We start from the raw sequence: 16,099 nt of genomic DNA on the forward strand, positions 1-16,099 counted from the left end.
AACAATTAACCCCATAATGCAGCATTATGGGGTTAGTTGACTGATTTGCATCAATTCATTAAGTTTTCTACTTCATTCCACAGCGAATTGATCCCCGCTTCCAAAGTTCCTATGATACCTTCTGTACGATTGATTTTATTTTCAAATCTAGTCTTCGCATCATTCAAAGCATCTAGATTTTCATCGATCGCATGAATGGTCTCTTGGAGACTCCCATTAAGTACATCGTCCACTAGCATAGGTTCGTATTCATTAGCGTATAGATTACCTGTCCAATTGCTGTAAGATTCATTGGCTACCGCTTGAACAGTGCTTTTTTCATTGATCAAATTCTCTTTTTCGTTTGCCATCTCATTGTAGATCTGTTCGATCTCAGTGATTTTTTGATTGTATGCATCAATTCTTTGTCGGTCATCTTCAATCGTGTTCTGATATTGCTGGATTCTGTTTTTTAGATCCTCTATTAGCCCCATCAAATTACCTCCTTCGTTGTGACTCAGGTCAACTTCTGTAATTGAGAAAGAGAAATCTGGATCGTGTCATTATCAGCTTCCAATAAGTCCGCTTCTCTTCCTTCAGGGACACTGATCAATATCGGCATCGAGGACTGGACAGGGATTTCTCCAAACTCTTCTTTCGTGATGCGAAACAAGGTGTTTTGCCAGATTGTTTGATCTCCAATTTGCACATCAAGAACAAACGAAAAATCTTCTATTGGTTCTCCTGTTCGATTGGTTGCCATAAATAATGCCTGATACGGTTTTGTTTCTATTAAGTATCCCGTATACGTTAAATTAAACAGTCCAGCAACTCCAATATCCGATAGGCTGTCCAAGTACTCTTGCGCAAGAGCCACAATAGGATTGTTTTCGGGTTTCTCTGCTTTGGAACTTTTTGGTAGGATAAGCTGGATCGCTTTATCGGTTGCCATACTTTCACTCACTTTCGTTGATTAGTTGTCTGTTAAAATAGGTCTTGATCACCAAGGAAAATCAAACGTAAATGTGGGGAAGTTGAGTTTCAAGTTCAGTCCTAAACCTAATTTTCCGCCTAGTTCCAGTGAAGTAGCATTTAGATTCAATGGTCCAAATTCAGATACATTTTGTGTTTCGATATAAGCTGCTGCACCTGCGCTCCAGCCTCCAGAAGCCTCGAGATCTGCTCCAAATAATGAAACTTTGTCCTTGATTGTGTTTCCGTTTGAATCTTTCGTTTCCATCTCAATATCAAAGGCAGATAAACCTAAACTTGCCGATGCTTCCCAGATAGATGCATCTCCTCTAAGGCCGGCTGCATAGTTATTTTGATCCTCGTACATAGCCGATACAGTTCCCCCCGCAGTCGCTCCTTCAGCTCCTGCTCTTCCTTCAGCATTCAACAAGTCATTGCCAAGTCTTGCTCTACTTTGAATATCAGCTGCACCAACTTCTCCATCAAGGTGAATCCCTCTTTTATCAGATTCACCTATCAGCGAACCGAATTCAGCTGTACCATTGGCATAGCCGCCTCTTCCCACCACGTTAGCTTCAGCAATTCCGCCTAGTTCTGCATTTACATTTCCTTCAATGAGGGCAGCGTCTCCGGAAGCTGAATAAACTCCATTGTCTACTCCCGCTTGATAACTGTAATTTGGCAGTGCATATCCGGCTGCGATATATGTGTCTGTTGCCAGCCCAGCAGCCCATTGTCCTTCTCCAATCGCTTGGGAATCAGCCGTGTAGAAAAACGGATCTTCTATCAATTTGTTGTCGATAGCTGTGGTAGGTTCTGTTTTGTACCACGATTCATTGGCTATATTGCCCACTCGGTCTAACGCAATAGCTCCTTGGCTGTCGTAATAGTTTTCTGAAATATTCGTGATGCTGTTGGTCAACTCTTGAATCCGTTCATAAATGGATTCAGCTGTTGCCAAAGCAGTGTCATCTGTTTCAGATAAGCCATAGACCGTGTCCGTTAAAAATACCAATACGGCTTGAAAATCGGTATCCAACGTGTTGCTTTGGATATCTGTTACTGGAATGTATTCAGCAGCTCGGGTATTCAACGTCTCTACCCGCGTTGTGATTGCCGAAGTATTTCGCTGCTCTCTCGCTACACTCTGCTCAGCAGACTCTAAATCATCCGTTGCTACTTTCCCATTCGCATCACTTTCAAAACCTAAATAAGCCTCTTTGATTTCATTGATGGCTGTTTTTATTTCTTCTAGTATATTCATAAACATATTGATGTGATGGATCGTCGATAGTCGAATGTATTGTTTGTAACTATCCGCTGCTGCTCCTTTAAAACTCGTTGTCTCTGTCAACACATAGGCACTTTTGTACTGCGTATAAAATAAGTCCTCCAATGTTAAAGCTTGATCTGTTGCTTCTGTTGCCAGATTTTCAATCTCTTCGTTATTTAATAAAGCCATATGTGCACCCCCACTATGAACCGCTTGAACCAAATGCTCTGTCCCAAATTGTCATTCCTGCTAAATCACGGTCTACATTCATCCAGTCTGCTCGAATAAATTCCAAATTCTGAATATCATTCTCCGCCAACGCTTTAAAGTTGGTCATTGCTGTATTCATTTGATCTAGAGCATCCACATACTTATTGACTGCTGCCAAATCCAAGTTTCCCTTTTCTGTTGAGTAAGGAGAACTATCGATCACCTCAGTAGCTTCTCTAAAACCGGCGATCTCTTCTTGAAGTTTTTCTGGGTCGATCAATATTTCAGACATAGTTCACACTCGCTCCTTGTTCTAGCCTAATGTGGCATTCAGTAATGGCTTCTTGATTTAGTTTCATGATTTTTTTGATAAACTCAGGTCGATACGTTTTAATGGTGACATAATACTTGATCAAATCAATGCCATTCACATATAAACTGGCAAACAGCGCATTGAATTGATACGGTTTTTCGACAAGCATGTATTCCACTTCTTCCTGTATAGACAAACAGGCTTCTTTTACATTCTCTTCAGTTAAAGATACTATTATTTTATCTTTGTATTCTAGTAAAGGCAAATCTTTGTACAGTATGCTGGCATCTAAAGCATCTACACTAACTGCAAAATGATGTTTGAATAAACTATGCCCGATCAATTGCAATAAAGCAAAACGATCGTGTACCGGAATCGATTCTGAATCAAAGTCAAAGTGCATAGCACCAGTGCGATAGGATTGCTTATCCATTGCAGATAAGTGTCGGTCTTGAGCAGGAGCATCACCTATCAAATGAATGGAAGGAACAAATACATCTCCCGGCCTTTTGGTTTCTTTGAGTTGATAGAAAAAATCAGCTTCTTTTATTTTATCTGTATGGCCATTGATCAATAAAAACGTGTTCGGATAGTTCACAAACATTTCCCTAAATTGTCTTATGTCTGCTGACTGGATCGCTTGGATTGCCTGAGTAAATTGGTGAAAATCAAATCCCTTGCGTTGATCTGAAAACTCCATCAATTTAGTATATGCCCGAAATTCGATATCCTGGTAGTTCTTTTGAAAATTAGCTACACAATTGGCTTTCGCTTCTACAAATAGTTTTTCATCAAAATCTCCCTCATAAAAGAGATCCATGATTTGTTGGATATCTTTATCAAAAGTCGAAACGGTCGTAAAAAAGGTCAGTACAGAAGCATTTGTTGTCGTATTCGTCCGCACCATTTTCCCCATCGTTTGAGCTGTTTTCAAGCGCATATATTCCATAAAAACATTTGCACTGGCTTGGTTTAATGTGATTCGCTTAGATCTATTTTTCAGCAACATATACTCTTTATAGGCGAAACCGGCATGAATGCCCAGTGAAACATAAAGCTTATTGTCCATGTATGGATATTGATTGATTTCTATCCTTAAGTCATTTACCTTATTCATCTTACCCCTCCGAAGTTTTTACTGGGAACTTGATTTTTTGAACATTTCCCTCACGATACAAGTAGGCTTCATCTTGTTCTAATGGTTTTTCGCGAGAAATCCGGACGGCCGGTGCATAAATGGTTTGCTCTGAAAAGCTCATCGTTATGACCGCATTTTTCGTAGCTTTCAATCGCTTCGCCAAATCATTATAGTCGCGATTGAAAGTACTGAATTCTGCACCAAAAACAATCGTGATCCCTAATTTGTGTTCTAGTTCAACTAGTTGATCGATTTTCCGCTTCACAGCTGTATCCAATTTGTCGTAAATCGCACTTAAGTCATTGATGACCAACATGATCGGCGTAAAGTCTAAATGGAAGTCTTTCATGTTCTGAGCAGCATCTTGTTTGAATTGATTGAAATACAGTTCTTCCCGTTCCGCTATAATCTCTAAAACATGTTCAATGACATAATCGATCTCTTGGTCTGTAGTGGCATATGCTTGGACACTTTGGCGGTGTGTATACAACGGCATACTGGAATGATCAATGATGTACGTTCGCTGCTCAGTCGTTTTAGCGATTTGCAGCAATGAATTTAAGCTTTCCGTTAATTTCATTCTTCCCGAACTTAAGTAGATCACTTTTTCGTTGCGTTTAAATCCTATCGGTAAAGCAGTGCTTCTGTCCAGCCCAACGACGAGTGTTTCTTTTTCAGCTAACATTTCGACCACGATTGGATTGGACACAAAATCGTTAACGAGCAGTTCGTCTGGAACCATTGGAATAGGAATCGGCAGCTTACCCTTCCAAGCTTGCTTCATGCGCTTCACTTCCGTTTGTATTTCCTGAATCAAAGCTATGCTGCTTTCTCCTTTAGCCGGCAAAGCTACTTGGAACAACTCAGGTCTCTCTAATCGTACCAAACCACGTCCAGGAGTATCATCAATGGTCAGTGAAGTTCTTCCGACGATCATTCTTGCTTCGTCATCCGCATTTTGTTTTAACACAAATTGCTGCTTGATATTGCCCGATAAATTCATTCGAATATTGGCTTGTCTTCCAGCAGTCATCACGATATGGATTCCCAAGCTGGCTCCTTCACGGGCTAATTGGATCAAATGACTTTCAAATTCAGCTTCGATCGGAAATCCTTTGATTCCTTCATAGCTGTCTACCGCAATCAACAGAGAAGGTTCACTTTTCCCGCTGACTTCTTCATATAACGCCATATTAGCTACTGAATACTGGCTCAACAATTTTTTCCGTCGCTTGATCTCTTGAGTCATACGGGTAATGTATTTTCTGATTTTTTCGTGTTCGTCTGCACTGAATATATCGGCCACATGTGGCAAATCTTTTAGTGGCAACAAACCATTTGTTCCAAAATCCAATAAATACATCTCCACTTGTTCTGGATTTTGTGAACGGGCTAAGTCCAAGAGGATCGTTTGTAAAAAAGTCGACTTTCCATACCCTGGACTAGCATACAATAATACATGTCCATTTTTCCTTAAATCCAATTGCAGGGTTTGCTGTTCTTGACTATCCGGTAAATCGATCATCCCAATGACTGGTTTCAAAGGCATTTTTTTCTTCGCCCATTCTTCCTCAAATTGAACCTCATGCAGGTTTTCTACATAGATTCGCTCTTTTAAAGGAGGCAGCCAAGGTTTTGAAATCGGTTTGATTTTTTCTTTGAATACTTCTCTTTGGATACCTTCGATCACAGCATCCAATTCTGTAGGGAGCTGTTTGATTTCTTCAACAGAGTCTAACCCGCTTAGATCCTCGTTCAATATCTCATATTGTCCTAAATCATTGACCATATAGATGGTGTGATCTTCAATGTGCTGTGTTTCTTTATCTGGAAGATAATCAGCACCACTCCAAGCACTTTGGAACAACTCATAGATTTCATTGTTTCCCACTTGCATATATCCTCTACCAACTTGAGTGATCTCAGAGGCATCTGGCGTCCGCAACATTTCCATAGAATCTGCACGGTCCGCTACTTTCAATGCAATCTTAAAGCGTGAATTACTCCAAATCTGGTCATCTACCACACCAGTAGGCTTCTGGGTCGCTAAGATCAAATGGATTCCTAACGAACGTCCAATACGAGCAGTAGAAACCAATTCTTTCATAAAATCAGGCTGCTCGGCTTTCAATTCCGCAAATTCATCACTGATCAGGAATAAATGCGGCAATGGTTCAGAGACGTCTCCATTTTTGACCAGTTTTTGGTACTGATTGATGTGATTGACATTGTTCAATGAAAATAATTGCTGCCGTCTTTTTAATTCGGCTTTGATGGAAGACAACGCTCTTAAACTTTGATTGCCATCCAAGTTGGTGATTGTTCCCAATAAATGCGGTAAATGAGCAAATAGATTTGCCATTCCTCCACCTTTGTAATCAATCAGTAAAAATGCTACATCATGTGGATGGAAATTGACAGCCAAACTCAAGATATAACTTTGGATCAACTCCGATTTTCCTGATCCTGTTGTTCCTGCAATCAATCCATGTGGTCCATGTGCTTTTTCATGCAAGTTCAATTGTACTGGATCATTCATAGCTCTTAAACCGATTGGCACTGCTAATGTTTTATGCGGTGAATGCTCCTGCCAACGTTTGGCAACTTCTAGGTCTTCAAAACGACTAGCCTGGTACATTTCCAAGAAGGTCACTGTATCCGGAACGCCATTTTTAATGCTTTGCAAATGCTTTAACGGTGCTAATTTGCGCGGAATCCGTTCTTTGTCGAAAGAATCTGGAAAATGGTCTAAATGGAACAGTGTATTCTTCAATTCTCCACTTTCCATCAATAAAACTCCGGTATTTCGATCTCGAACGTCAATAACCGTTTGAACATTCTCCGATAATGAACTTAGAACGTCTTGCACAAAAATGATGCTGCATCCTAAAGCTAATGGATTTTGATCAAAGAATTCCATGATCATGTGATCCAAGATCAGTTTCTCATCCGTGACCAACACTACATATTGCGGACTGAACAATGAACCGTCATCGGCTTTTTTCTTCTCATCCAGCGCATTCTTCCGCTCTTTCAAGATCTGGTACAAGCTGTTCAATACTTGATCCCGGCTGCGTTGGTTATAGACAAATCCTCGTACATTAGTATCGCTTAATTTTGCATGCGGCAACCAGCGCATCCAATTCCAGTCTTCTTTTTCTTCTTCCGGAAAAATGGTAATAAACTGGATTTCATGGTAACTATGGAAAAAAGCCAATTGATTGACCAGCAACTGCAGCTGCTCGATAACCAATTTTCTCGGACCGATATAGCCCACCGGTGCATCAGTCAAATTGACCGTGATCGGCATTTGGTCTAAGGACTGGTACTGTTCAAATAAGTGATAGCCTTGTGTCTCCAAATCGTCTAATTTTTTTTCTCTTTCTTTATTCGAGTAAGTCAAATCGACAGAATTCGGAACTTTTCCCAATCCTAGACGGTAGTGCAGAAAGTCAAAATGGTTTGGCGTTTTTTCATAAATTCGATGGTTCATGCTTACGGTCAACTCTTCAATCTCACTGATGGAGGGGTAATGATAGTGTTGTCCGTTTTCTTGTTCTTTTTTATCGTGGTACAAATCTTTGGCTTTCGCTTTTAAATAGCTCTGATATGTATTCGTTCTTTCTTCCAGCGCTTTTCGATACTCGCGCTTTTGCGTGAAATAACGTTGGATAGAAAAAACAGCTGTTAACAAGGACATCACTAAAGTAATGATAATGTACAACCCTCTTGGTTGAAAAATACTAATCATGATCAGTAAAGTCACCATGACCAATGGCGGTACAATAATCTTTAACAACTGTTCTGACGGCTTTTTAGGCAGTTGAGGTGGAGCTTTTACTTCTACCTTCTTTTCCGGATTGCGGTAAATGATCCTAGGTGACCGATGGTAGTCAGGATAATCTTCTGGATACTCATACCTTGAGAAAACCACTTCTTGCAAGTTTACTTGCATAGATTCAGATTTCCGAACTTGCAATTCATCTTTGACCAGCTTGAGTTTATGATTTTGAAAAGCTACTTCGTCTCCAAATTCGATGGCCCCTGTTTGTGCTTGGACAAGACGATTGTTTACGTATAAAGAACCTTCAAGCAACTCGTACCACCATTGAGAGTGATCATCTCTTTTAAAAATAGCCTTTAACGAAGGAGTTGCCAGTTGGATATCTGCATTTTGATGCGGACTGATCAATAAGGTATTTTTAGTAGCCAGATCATATCGTTTTTGCGGCAGTTGGTCCCCTAAATAAAACTGGATCTCTCCTTGATCTATCGGAAGAGATATCCACTCATTCAGCTGTCCTTCTATGATTTTTTCATTGAATTGGACCCTAACTCGACTGCCAATAACTTGAATAGGCCCTAATGGCACATCCAGAAATAAGCGGTTCAAGGCAGAAAATCTTTTTTCCTCCAACGAAATGGAATAGGCATTTTCTTTTTCTTCTGCCGCAATATCAAACTGATACCTCTCCATTAAATCATAGACGATCAGACTAAGCGGTTTAGTTCTTTTTTCTTGGTATTTCACTTGTTCCACCGGTTACACCTTCCTTACTCCGTATTCTTATACGTTGGTCTCTCTTACTCTGTGCTTTCATCAAGAATAGAATCTCTTTCTTTCGTGTATTCATCATACTGGTTCTCATACTGACTCAATTGTTCTTCTCGTTCTTCTCCCGTTAAATCTGGATTATTAACGATCTGTTCCCGAATTTGAACCAAACCGTATAAAATCAAATCGTAATCGCCGATCTTTTTCGCCACATCGATCGCTTCTTCAAAGTCGCCGCGACCAATATGGACCCAAAAATCTAAGTAGTTGGTATCCGATTTCAAACTGACGTTGTTCAAAATCACTTTTTTTTGCTCTTCATTAAAATTCTGACCTTGCACTACTGAGTAAGCCAAAATGTACTTTTGTGTGACCGGTAAATCAGTGTGATCCACTGGATTTAATGTCGAAACCACTTCTGAGTAGTTATTTTGGACAAAATAAGCATCTGCTTGTAATAAGCGATTTTGAAAAGGACTGCGGATAAAGACAAAATAAATCAAGGCAGCTAGAGCAATGACCAAGGCCGCTCCGAACCAAATGGACAATTGTCGTGACCATGTATATTTCTTCTTATCTACTTTTTGATATTTCAGTTTGTCTTCCTGCGTTTTTTGGTGGTATATCAGTTTAAGGTACTCGGCTAATTGGTTAAAGGTTTCCGCATTTTTGATGTGCATAATAAATTCATTGCCTGTTATATTTTCCAAATTCCCTTCATACAGATCTGTAAAATTGTACTGTGTCTGAAACAGACTGATGATATAGCTTTTTAAATTGCGCAATAAAAAAACGTCATTCATTTCTGTCGGCGGCATCTGCTCTTTGATCCCCCGATAAGCAATAGAAGGAATCAAATTGTAATCATAATAAATGTTTTCTGGATGTAAGAAAAAAGTATACGGAAATGAGCTGAATCGTTCAATAGACAACAAATTTACTACTGCTTTTAATTTATCCGTATTGTCCAATGCTTGTATGTCTTGGGCGGTGTAACCAGGACGCTCGATAGCATAATGAAACAGTAATTTATCTTCCGTCACTTCATACGTACACGGCAGAAAATACGGTTCTGGCACTTTTAAAACCGCTAACTGTTGCTCATTTTTTAAATTGGCTGCTGATTTGATCAGCGCAACTGTCCATTCCTGATTGTTTTTCAGGTATTCGAATTCAGCATTGTCGAACTTGATTGTCCTAGACTGTGGGTTGTTTTCTGTTTGCTCCATGCGGTTCTCCTTAGATAATTTCTATAATGTCTCCATCCGTTATCGGATAGTCATAAAGCTGTTGGTCTTCTGTTAAAACCAATCCCTTTGTACGGACTTTGATTTGCTTCATGCCTTCTTTCTTTTCCAAATGAAAAATGGATTCCATTTGGTGCACTAATGCAGCTGCACTGATGAAAATAGGAATGCGTAAATCAACTTGATTTCCGTTTTTTAACATCAATGTGATATTAATGTGTTCAGTATCTGGCATGTTTATCCCTCTTATACATTTGATATGAAGCTAAAAGTGCTGCTGATACTACCAGAACAACCATCAACCAGAACCAGTTGTTCTCAGTTAAATTAGCCAGCGCCAGCGACTGAAAGTTTATTTCAGTCGCTGGACTTGTTGAAGAGCTGGCATTTATCTGAGAAGTAAACAAGTTTATCTTTTCAATTGTATCATGAGTAGTGTCTTTGATGGGTTTGGTAAATAAATTGTCGGCCTGCTGGTTTCTTAAGGCTTGTTGCTGCTCTTTGTATTCATGCAGTTGTTGCGTATCCTCTAAGTGAAACAAGGCGCTGTTATTTGTTGAAAAGTTCGAACGCGATTCAGGCCCGCCTTCTAAACGATCTACTTGAATGTTTACACTTCTTGAATCGGAAGAATCCTCAGCTGAAACTTCTTGCGGATATAAACACAACCATACTCCTAAAACCCCCAGCAGAAAACAACTTCTTTTTTTCATCTCTATACCACCTCTTGTTTAGGTGTTTTCTTTTTAATGACTAATAATAATGCGGTTAAAATGATAGCGATCAAGATCAATCCAGTCACATATCCAGCGCTGCTTTGAACACTTAAAACTGCCCGTAAAGCTCTTTCTCCTAGCATCAACGGATTCACATTACGAACAGTTTCCGCAAAGCCCGTTAAACTATTGACTGTTCCTATCATTTCGGTCACAAAAACATAGCTGATCAAGAAATAAATACTGATTCCCAATCCAATGTTTTTCCATAACTTGATCAATCCATAATTCAATAAGGCAAACACAACACTGATCAACACCATAAATGAAATCCATTGCAGCATATAATCAACTGGAATAGCCAACACATTTCCACTAACGATTCCTTCGATCACACCTATAACTGCACTCAAACCAACTACGATCGCTAATGGATAAGCTCTTAATTTGAATGCTCCATTTGATTCATCAAAATCATCTTTTTTCAAAAAGACTAATTGGTTTGCAGCCACTAAATACCCCGCAAATAAGGAAATACCATAGGCCATCAATACCCAACTAAATGGATTCACGGTTTCCGCTGCTTGCACAGAACCTTTGAAGTCTTGTTCAACTGGATTAGCAATGAAGTTCATGACATTTTCATTCAACACGCCATTGTTGTGTGTGTTTTTCAGCAATTCCACAAATCCACCAGCAAAATCATTATTTTCTTGCACTTGTTCTTGGAAACGACTCATTAAACCGGCAGCATCTGATGACAGTTCTTCGCTGCTTGATGCCAATACTGATACATCTGCATCAAAATCTTGGAAAATATCCGCTACTGAATTAGCCATTTCCACAGTATTTTCAGAATTGCTCATCAAACTTCCGCTAGTTTGCAGCAACTGACTTAATTGAGAATGAATATCTTCAGCTGTTGCTGAACTAGATTCTTGGTCCAGTGCACTTTCTGTTCCTAATTCCGTCAGATTTTGAGCTTGTTCTTGCCAGTTGGACAATAACTGCAATTGCACATCAATCTGTTCTGAATTCGCCTGTGCTGTTGTGCGGATATCCACCAATTTATTTGCCAGAACAGGTATTTGTTGCGTCAAATGATTCATTGTTGACCGCGCATTAATTTGTTGCTCAGCTAATGTGCGGTAATTGGTCAAATTAGCTGTCAGCGTGTAGGTCACAATATCTGATAGATACGTTCTCACATCACGATCTAAAAACGCTTCTGCTGTTTTGGTATAAGCATCAAAAACAGGTTCATTAACGCTATCTGTTGTGATACCGATCTGCTCAAATACATTTTGATACACTTGCTTGACTTCACCTATTACTTCACTGTAGTTATTTAGAGCTTCACGGTAATCCTGTCCTGCTAAGTCAGAATAATAATCAATTTCTTCATAAAATACGTAACGAACTCCAGCTCTGCCTTCTTCCCAACCTATGATAGGCTTATCCGGCTCTATTTCTTTTTCTGTGGATGTTCCCTTCTCTTCTCCAGCTTCAGTCTGATTATCTTCTAAAAGAGATTCTAGGCCAGTTTCTGTGCTAGATTCAGCATTTGGTTTATCGCCTTTATCAGATTCCCTTGATTCTTCATAGATAGGGGTTGATTTTATTGGCTCTTGAAGCAATTCTACTACAATTTGCTGCTTTTCCGTTTGGTCTTCAGGCAATTTATTAATAGTATAAGAACCCTTGATCACAATCATTTCTTTGCCACCAACAGTTTGGTCCTCTGCCGACCACGAACCCAAAACTCCATCTGGGAAATCGACCGTAATTTTACTACCAGGTTCAATTTTCCCATCACTATTGTCAATTTCAAATGAAAAAGTCTTTTCTTCTTTGTTGGTTACAAATGGACTCAAAGCTGTATAAGCAGCTGCTACTCTTTGTTTCAGTGTATTTGCTTCTTCATTTGGGCTAGTACTGAAACTTTTCAGGTACTCCGTTTGCTTGTTGATAGAATCAATCAAACGAATCGTTTCTTCATTTTCAATTAAGGTTAATTGAGCTCTTGTATCTTCATCCTTAATACTGAAATACGGTAAGGAAGCTATTTTGTTCAATACGCTTTGTTGATGAAGAGCTTCATTCGCTGCTATCTCTTTCATAAACGCATTGGTTTCTTTATCATTTTCATGTAATGACAGGAAGTCCCTTAGGCTGATAGTCCCATCCTTTTTATAATATCCCATTAGTTGTTTGTCCACAAATGTATTCACAGATGCCAATTGTTGATCCATTAGTTCTTCTTGCTCCGTGATTTTTCCATTCATTTCATCCATATAATTCTGTAATCGTGTAAACTCGCTGGCATAGGTATCAAATTGATTTTCCGCCAACATGATCGGTCCAGGTTGTTGAAATTGGGCGAGTAATTGACGATTGGAAGTTTGGATGGATTGAAACAGATTTTGTGTTTCATCATTTAATAAATTGGCATCCATACTCATCAATTGCTCCATAAAAGCAGCATAAGAAGTTGAGTCACTCTCCAAAGTTGCACCATATTCCATTAATTGAGAATCGTATTCCATCAAGGATTGACTGTATTCAGTAAATCCTTCTGTATTTTCAATCAGCGTATTTGTCAATCGCTCGTTTCCTTGAAGGCTTGTGTCCGTATGTGTTTTAATCGTCGGAATCGCATTTTCGAAATTCAAAGCAGTCCCATACACTTGATCTTCATATGAAAACATATTGCCATTATTGCCGTTTACTATTTCTTGAACGCTATTTTGTGCTTGTGACAGATTCACTAATATAGTCGCTACATAGACATCTACTAATTGTTGATTCAATCCATTCACGATTTCATGACCTACACGATTGGCTTCTGCTTCTAAATCACCATTTCCATTCGCATTCACTCTGTATTGAACGGAGACTTTTTCTGGATTTGCATCTTTCAAATCCAATATTTTAGCTGAAAAATTATTCGGTATAATCAGCATCAACTGATAAGAGCCTTCATTTAAACCAGTTTCCGCACTCCCTCTACTGACGACATACCAATTGTAATCCTCATTTTTTTCTACTTGTTTTATGTAATTAGATCCCAAGTCATAAGATGTATTATCGACGATCGTTCCTTCATCTTCATTGACAATAGCAATGTCCATCTTACCTTTAACATCCATAGATACTTTATCTGTAGAATCACCAGCTGTTTCATTTTGTTGATTTTTGCCTTGTATTTGATGGTTCAGCATAAACATCAATACTGAAAAAACAATCAGTGCTCCTCCAATTTTAAACCAGATCCCCTTTTTTTCTTCCATCCGTTTCCTTCACCTTTCCAAATTAGACTAAAAACCAAAGGGAAGGGAATTCTCATCCCTTCCCTTTGGTTTTTAAAATTAAGTACATTATCGATTTAGAATCCGATTTTCCCAGCAATATCTTGATCCGTTTGTTCAATAGTATCTGCTACTGAATTCAACTGAGTATTGATATCTTGCAATAATTGTGAAAATTCTTGAATTTTTGGTTTTAGCTCCGTAAATTGATTGTCAAAACTTTCAAATGCTGTACCTTCCCAATTTTCACGAATCGTTTCTTGCGCTGAGGTTAAAATAGATAATACATTATCGATATCTGTTGAACCATTTGTGTATTTAACCGCTGAAGTTCTTAGCTCTTCCGGTGTTAGTTTAATTTGTGCCATTTTTTCTCCTCCATTACTATAAGTAATTTACAACCAGAATAAACTTACCAAATTTTATACCTAGAAAGCAACTAATATCCCCTTTTCAACCTCTTTTCGCATCATTTTGTTCGATTTGCTTTATTTAACACGCAAAAAGACCTTTGCCGCAAAGGACATAGGTCTTTTATTTTATACATACATTAATACCGGCGGCCGGAATCGAACCGGCACGCCCTCAACAGGCACTGGATTTTGAGTCCAGCGCGTCTACCAGTTCCGCCACGCCGGCATGTATAACAAACAAATTTTATCAATCTTCAAACAAGGCGGTAACCGGATTTGAACCGGTGATGAAGGTTTTGCAGACCTCTGCCTTACCACTTGGCTATACCGCCAAAACATAATATTTAAAAGAACTGGGCTAGCTGGATTCGAACCAGCGCGTGAGGGAGTCAAAGTCCCTTGCCTTACCGCTTGGCTATAGCCCAATAAAAAAGGGCGACTGATGGGGATCGAACCCACGCATGCCGGAACCACAATCCGGTGTGTTAACCACTTCACCACAATCGCCATAATATTGAAAGTACATCATTTAAAATAAATGATGGAGGGGGGCAGATTCGAACTGCCGAACCCGAAGGAGCGGATTTACAGTCCGCCGCGTTTAGCCACTTCGCTACCCCTCCAAATAAAATGGCCCGGGACAGAGTCGAACTGCCGACACCTTGAGCTTCAATCAAGTGCTCTACCAACTGAGCTACCGGGCCTTACTGGTACTATTATTGTGTTTAGTTTGGAATCAATGGAGGTTAACGGGCTCGAACCGCTGACCCTCTGCTTGTAAGGCAGATGCTCTCCCAACTGAGCTAAACCTCCAAAGGTAAATCCATAAAAATGACCCGTACGGGATTCGAACCCGTGTTACCGCCGTGAAAGGGCAGTGTCTTAACCGCTTGACCAACGGGCCTAATAATAAAATAAGTTGAAATGAATGAAAACATTAAAACGGAGAAGGAGGGATTTGAACCCTCGCGCCGCGTTAGCGACCTACACCCTTAGCAGGGGCGCCTCTTCAGCCACTTGAGTACTTCCCCAAACCAATGAAAAGTATTTTCTTCATTTTATTTATGTTTGTTTTTGCAATGGGCCTAAATGGACTCGAACCATCGACCTCACGCTTATCAGGCGTGCGCTCTAACCAGCTGAGCTATAGGCCCATAAAAGCGGGTGAGGAGAATCGAACTCCCATCATCAGCTTGGAAGGCTGAGGTTTTACCACTAAACTACACCCGCATAAAACGGTCTCGACGGGAATCGAACCCGCGATCTTCTGCGTGACAGGCAGACATGTTAACCCCTACACCACGAGACCAGAATCAGCTTAAATTTTTATTGCAGTGCATTACTGCACTATTGCGGGGGCAGGACTCGAACCTGCGACCTCCGGGTTATGAGCCCGACGAGCTGCCAACTGCTCTACCCCGCGATAATAAATATATAAATTGTCATGTCTGATTGCAGACACGATAAGGAGGATAAGGGATTCGAACCCTTGCGTGCTTTTACACACCTGACGGTTTTCAAGACCGTTCCCTTCAGCCGGACTTGGGTAATCCTCCATGAAAGATGAAATACAAAAAATCAATAGCGGCGGAGGGGATTGAACCCACGACCTCCCGGGTATGAACCGGACGCTCTAGCCAGCTGAGCTACACCGCCATAAAGTTTCTATTAGTTAATAGAATGGAGCCTAGCGGGATCGAACCGCTGACCTCCTGCGTGCAAGGCAGGCGCTCTCCCAGCTGAGCTAAGGCCCCTAGATAAAATCGGGAATACAGGATTCGAACCTGCGACCCCTTGGTCCCAAACCAAGTGCTCTACCAAGCTGAGCTAATTCCCGTTTTCCTTGTTACTCTTTAAAAGAGATGCACCCAGCAAGAGTCGAACTTGCAACCGCTTGATTCGTAGTCAAGTACTCTATCCAATTGAGCTATGGGTGCTAATAATGGTGCCGAGGGCCGGAATCGAACCGGCACGG

At 40.1% G+C, this 16,099-nt stretch carries 11 protein-coding genes and 18 tRNA genes; all 29 read right to left on the reverse strand.

Annotation, left to right across the window (positions count from 1 at the left end; translation table 11 throughout):
• Window positions 1-50 precede the first annotated feature (50 nt).
• The 29 genes from ACEN4L_RS11875 to ACEN4L_RS12015 all read right to left on the reverse strand — a co-directional run bounded on the left by ACEN4L_RS11875 (window position 51) and on the right by ACEN4L_RS12015 (window position 16,061).
• Window positions 51-473, reverse strand: a complete 423-nt coding sequence (locus tag ACEN4L_RS11875) for a hypothetical protein (protein WP_407097488.1) — start codon at window positions 471-473, stop codon at window positions 51-53.
• Window positions 474-496: 23 nt separating this feature from the next.
• Window positions 497-931 (reverse strand): hypothetical protein, encoded by a 435-nt coding sequence (locus ACEN4L_RS11880; protein ID WP_407097487.1) that lies wholly within the window; start codon window positions 929-931, stop codon window positions 497-499.
• A 48-nt stretch (window positions 932-979) separates the two neighbouring features.
• A complete protein-coding gene (locus tag ACEN4L_RS11885) occupies window positions 980-2,413 on the reverse strand; it encodes a T7SS effector LXG polymorphic toxin (protein WP_407097486.1) in 1,434 nt (477 codons plus the stop codon).
• 13 nt (window positions 2,414-2,426) lie between these two features.
• Window positions 2,427-2,726 (reverse strand): DUF5344 family protein, encoded by a 300-nt coding sequence (locus ACEN4L_RS11890; protein ID WP_131832564.1) that lies wholly within the window; start codon window positions 2,724-2,726, stop codon window positions 2,427-2,429.
• Entirely contained in the window at window positions 2,719-3,864 is a 1,146-nt protein-coding gene (locus ACEN4L_RS11895) for a hypothetical protein (RefSeq protein WP_407097485.1), read from the reverse strand. Before ACEN4L_RS11895 ends, ACEN4L_RS11890 begins: the two co-directional genes overlap by 8 nt.
• Window position 3,865: 1 nt before the next feature.
• Window positions 3,866-8,425 carry a type VII secretion protein EssC gene (gene essC, locus ACEN4L_RS11900; RefSeq protein ID WP_407097484.1) on the reverse strand — a complete coding sequence of 1,520 codons (4,560 nt, stop codon included), beginning with the start codon at window positions 8,423-8,425 and terminating at the stop codon, window positions 3,866-3,868.
• A gap of 44 nt (window positions 8,426-8,469) precedes the next feature.
• Complete coding sequence (gene essB, locus ACEN4L_RS11905; RefSeq protein WP_407097483.1) at window positions 8,470-9,669, reverse strand: type VII secretion protein EssB; 1,200 nt, start codon at window positions 9,667-9,669, stop codon at window positions 8,470-8,472.
• Between the two features lie 10 nt (window positions 9,670-9,679).
• Complete coding sequence (locus ACEN4L_RS11910; protein WP_407097482.1) at window positions 9,680-9,922, reverse strand: EsaB/YukD family protein; 243 nt, start codon at window positions 9,920-9,922, stop codon at window positions 9,680-9,682.
• Window positions 9,909-10,400 carry a hypothetical protein gene (locus ACEN4L_RS11915; protein WP_131832582.1) on the reverse strand — a complete coding sequence of 164 codons (492 nt, stop codon included), beginning with the start codon at window positions 10,398-10,400 and terminating at the stop codon, window positions 9,909-9,911. The genes ACEN4L_RS11910 and ACEN4L_RS11915 overlap by 14 nt, the downstream gene beginning before the upstream one ends.
• Before the next feature lie 2 nt (window positions 10,401-10,402).
• On the reverse strand, window positions 10,403-13,693 hold the full coding sequence (gene esaA, locus ACEN4L_RS11920; protein ID WP_407097481.1) for a type VII secretion protein EsaA: 3,291 nt from the start codon (window positions 13,691-13,693) through the stop codon (window positions 10,403-10,405).
• 95 nt (window positions 13,694-13,788) lie between these two features.
• Complete coding sequence (locus ACEN4L_RS11925) at window positions 13,789-14,079, reverse strand: WXG100 family type VII secretion target (protein ID WP_079650732.1); 291 nt, start codon at window positions 14,077-14,079, stop codon at window positions 13,789-13,791.
• 186 nt (window positions 14,080-14,265) lie between these two features.
• A tRNA-Leu gene (locus ACEN4L_RS11930) sits at window positions 14,266-14,350 on the reverse strand.
• 35 nt (window positions 14,351-14,385) lie between these two features.
• Window positions 14,386-14,456 (reverse strand) — tRNA-Cys (locus ACEN4L_RS11935).
• Window positions 14,457-14,477: 21 nt separating this feature from the next.
• Window positions 14,478-14,549: transfer RNA gene (locus tag ACEN4L_RS11940), tRNA-Gln, on the reverse strand.
• A gap of 9 nt (window positions 14,550-14,558) precedes the next feature.
• A tRNA-His gene (locus ACEN4L_RS11945) sits at window positions 14,559-14,631 on the reverse strand.
• 35 nt (window positions 14,632-14,666) lie between these two features.
• Window positions 14,667-14,747 (reverse strand) — tRNA-Tyr (locus ACEN4L_RS11950).
• Between the two features lie 8 nt (window positions 14,748-14,755).
• Window positions 14,756-14,828, reverse strand: a tRNA-Phe gene (locus ACEN4L_RS11955).
• Between the two features lie 36 nt (window positions 14,829-14,864).
• Window positions 14,865-14,937, reverse strand: a tRNA-Val gene (locus tag ACEN4L_RS11960).
• 19 nt (window positions 14,938-14,956) lie between these two features.
• Window positions 14,957-15,028, reverse strand: a tRNA-Glu gene (locus ACEN4L_RS11965).
• Between the two features lie 39 nt (window positions 15,029-15,067).
• A tRNA-Ser gene (locus ACEN4L_RS11970) sits at window positions 15,068-15,155 on the reverse strand.
• A gap of 49 nt (window positions 15,156-15,204) precedes the next feature.
• Window positions 15,205-15,278, reverse strand: a tRNA-Ile gene (locus ACEN4L_RS11975).
• A gap of 5 nt (window positions 15,279-15,283) precedes the next feature.
• A tRNA-Gly gene (locus ACEN4L_RS11980) sits at window positions 15,284-15,354 on the reverse strand.
• A 6-nt stretch (window positions 15,355-15,360) separates the two neighbouring features.
• A tRNA-Asp gene (locus ACEN4L_RS11985) sits at window positions 15,361-15,433 on the reverse strand.
• Between the two features lie 41 nt (window positions 15,434-15,474).
• Window positions 15,475-15,547, reverse strand: a tRNA-Met gene (locus tag ACEN4L_RS11990).
• Window positions 15,548-15,590: 43 nt separating this feature from the next.
• A tRNA-Ser gene (locus tag ACEN4L_RS11995) sits at window positions 15,591-15,680 on the reverse strand.
• Between the two features lie 26 nt (window positions 15,681-15,706).
• Window positions 15,707-15,780, reverse strand: a tRNA-Met gene (locus tag ACEN4L_RS12000).
• A 25-nt stretch (window positions 15,781-15,805) separates the two neighbouring features.
• A tRNA-Ala gene (locus ACEN4L_RS12005) sits at window positions 15,806-15,878 on the reverse strand.
• Between the two features lie 9 nt (window positions 15,879-15,887).
• Window positions 15,888-15,961, reverse strand: a tRNA-Pro gene (locus tag ACEN4L_RS12010).
• Window positions 15,962-15,987: 26 nt separating this feature from the next.
• A tRNA-Arg gene (locus ACEN4L_RS12015) sits at window positions 15,988-16,061 on the reverse strand.
• Between the last annotated feature and the right edge of the window lie 38 nt (window positions 16,062-16,099).

Source organism: Desemzia sp. FAM 23988, assembly GCF_045528365.1.
In the GTDB taxonomy this organism is placed as follows: Bacteria; Bacillota; Bacilli; order Lactobacillales; family Carnobacteriaceae; genus Desemzia.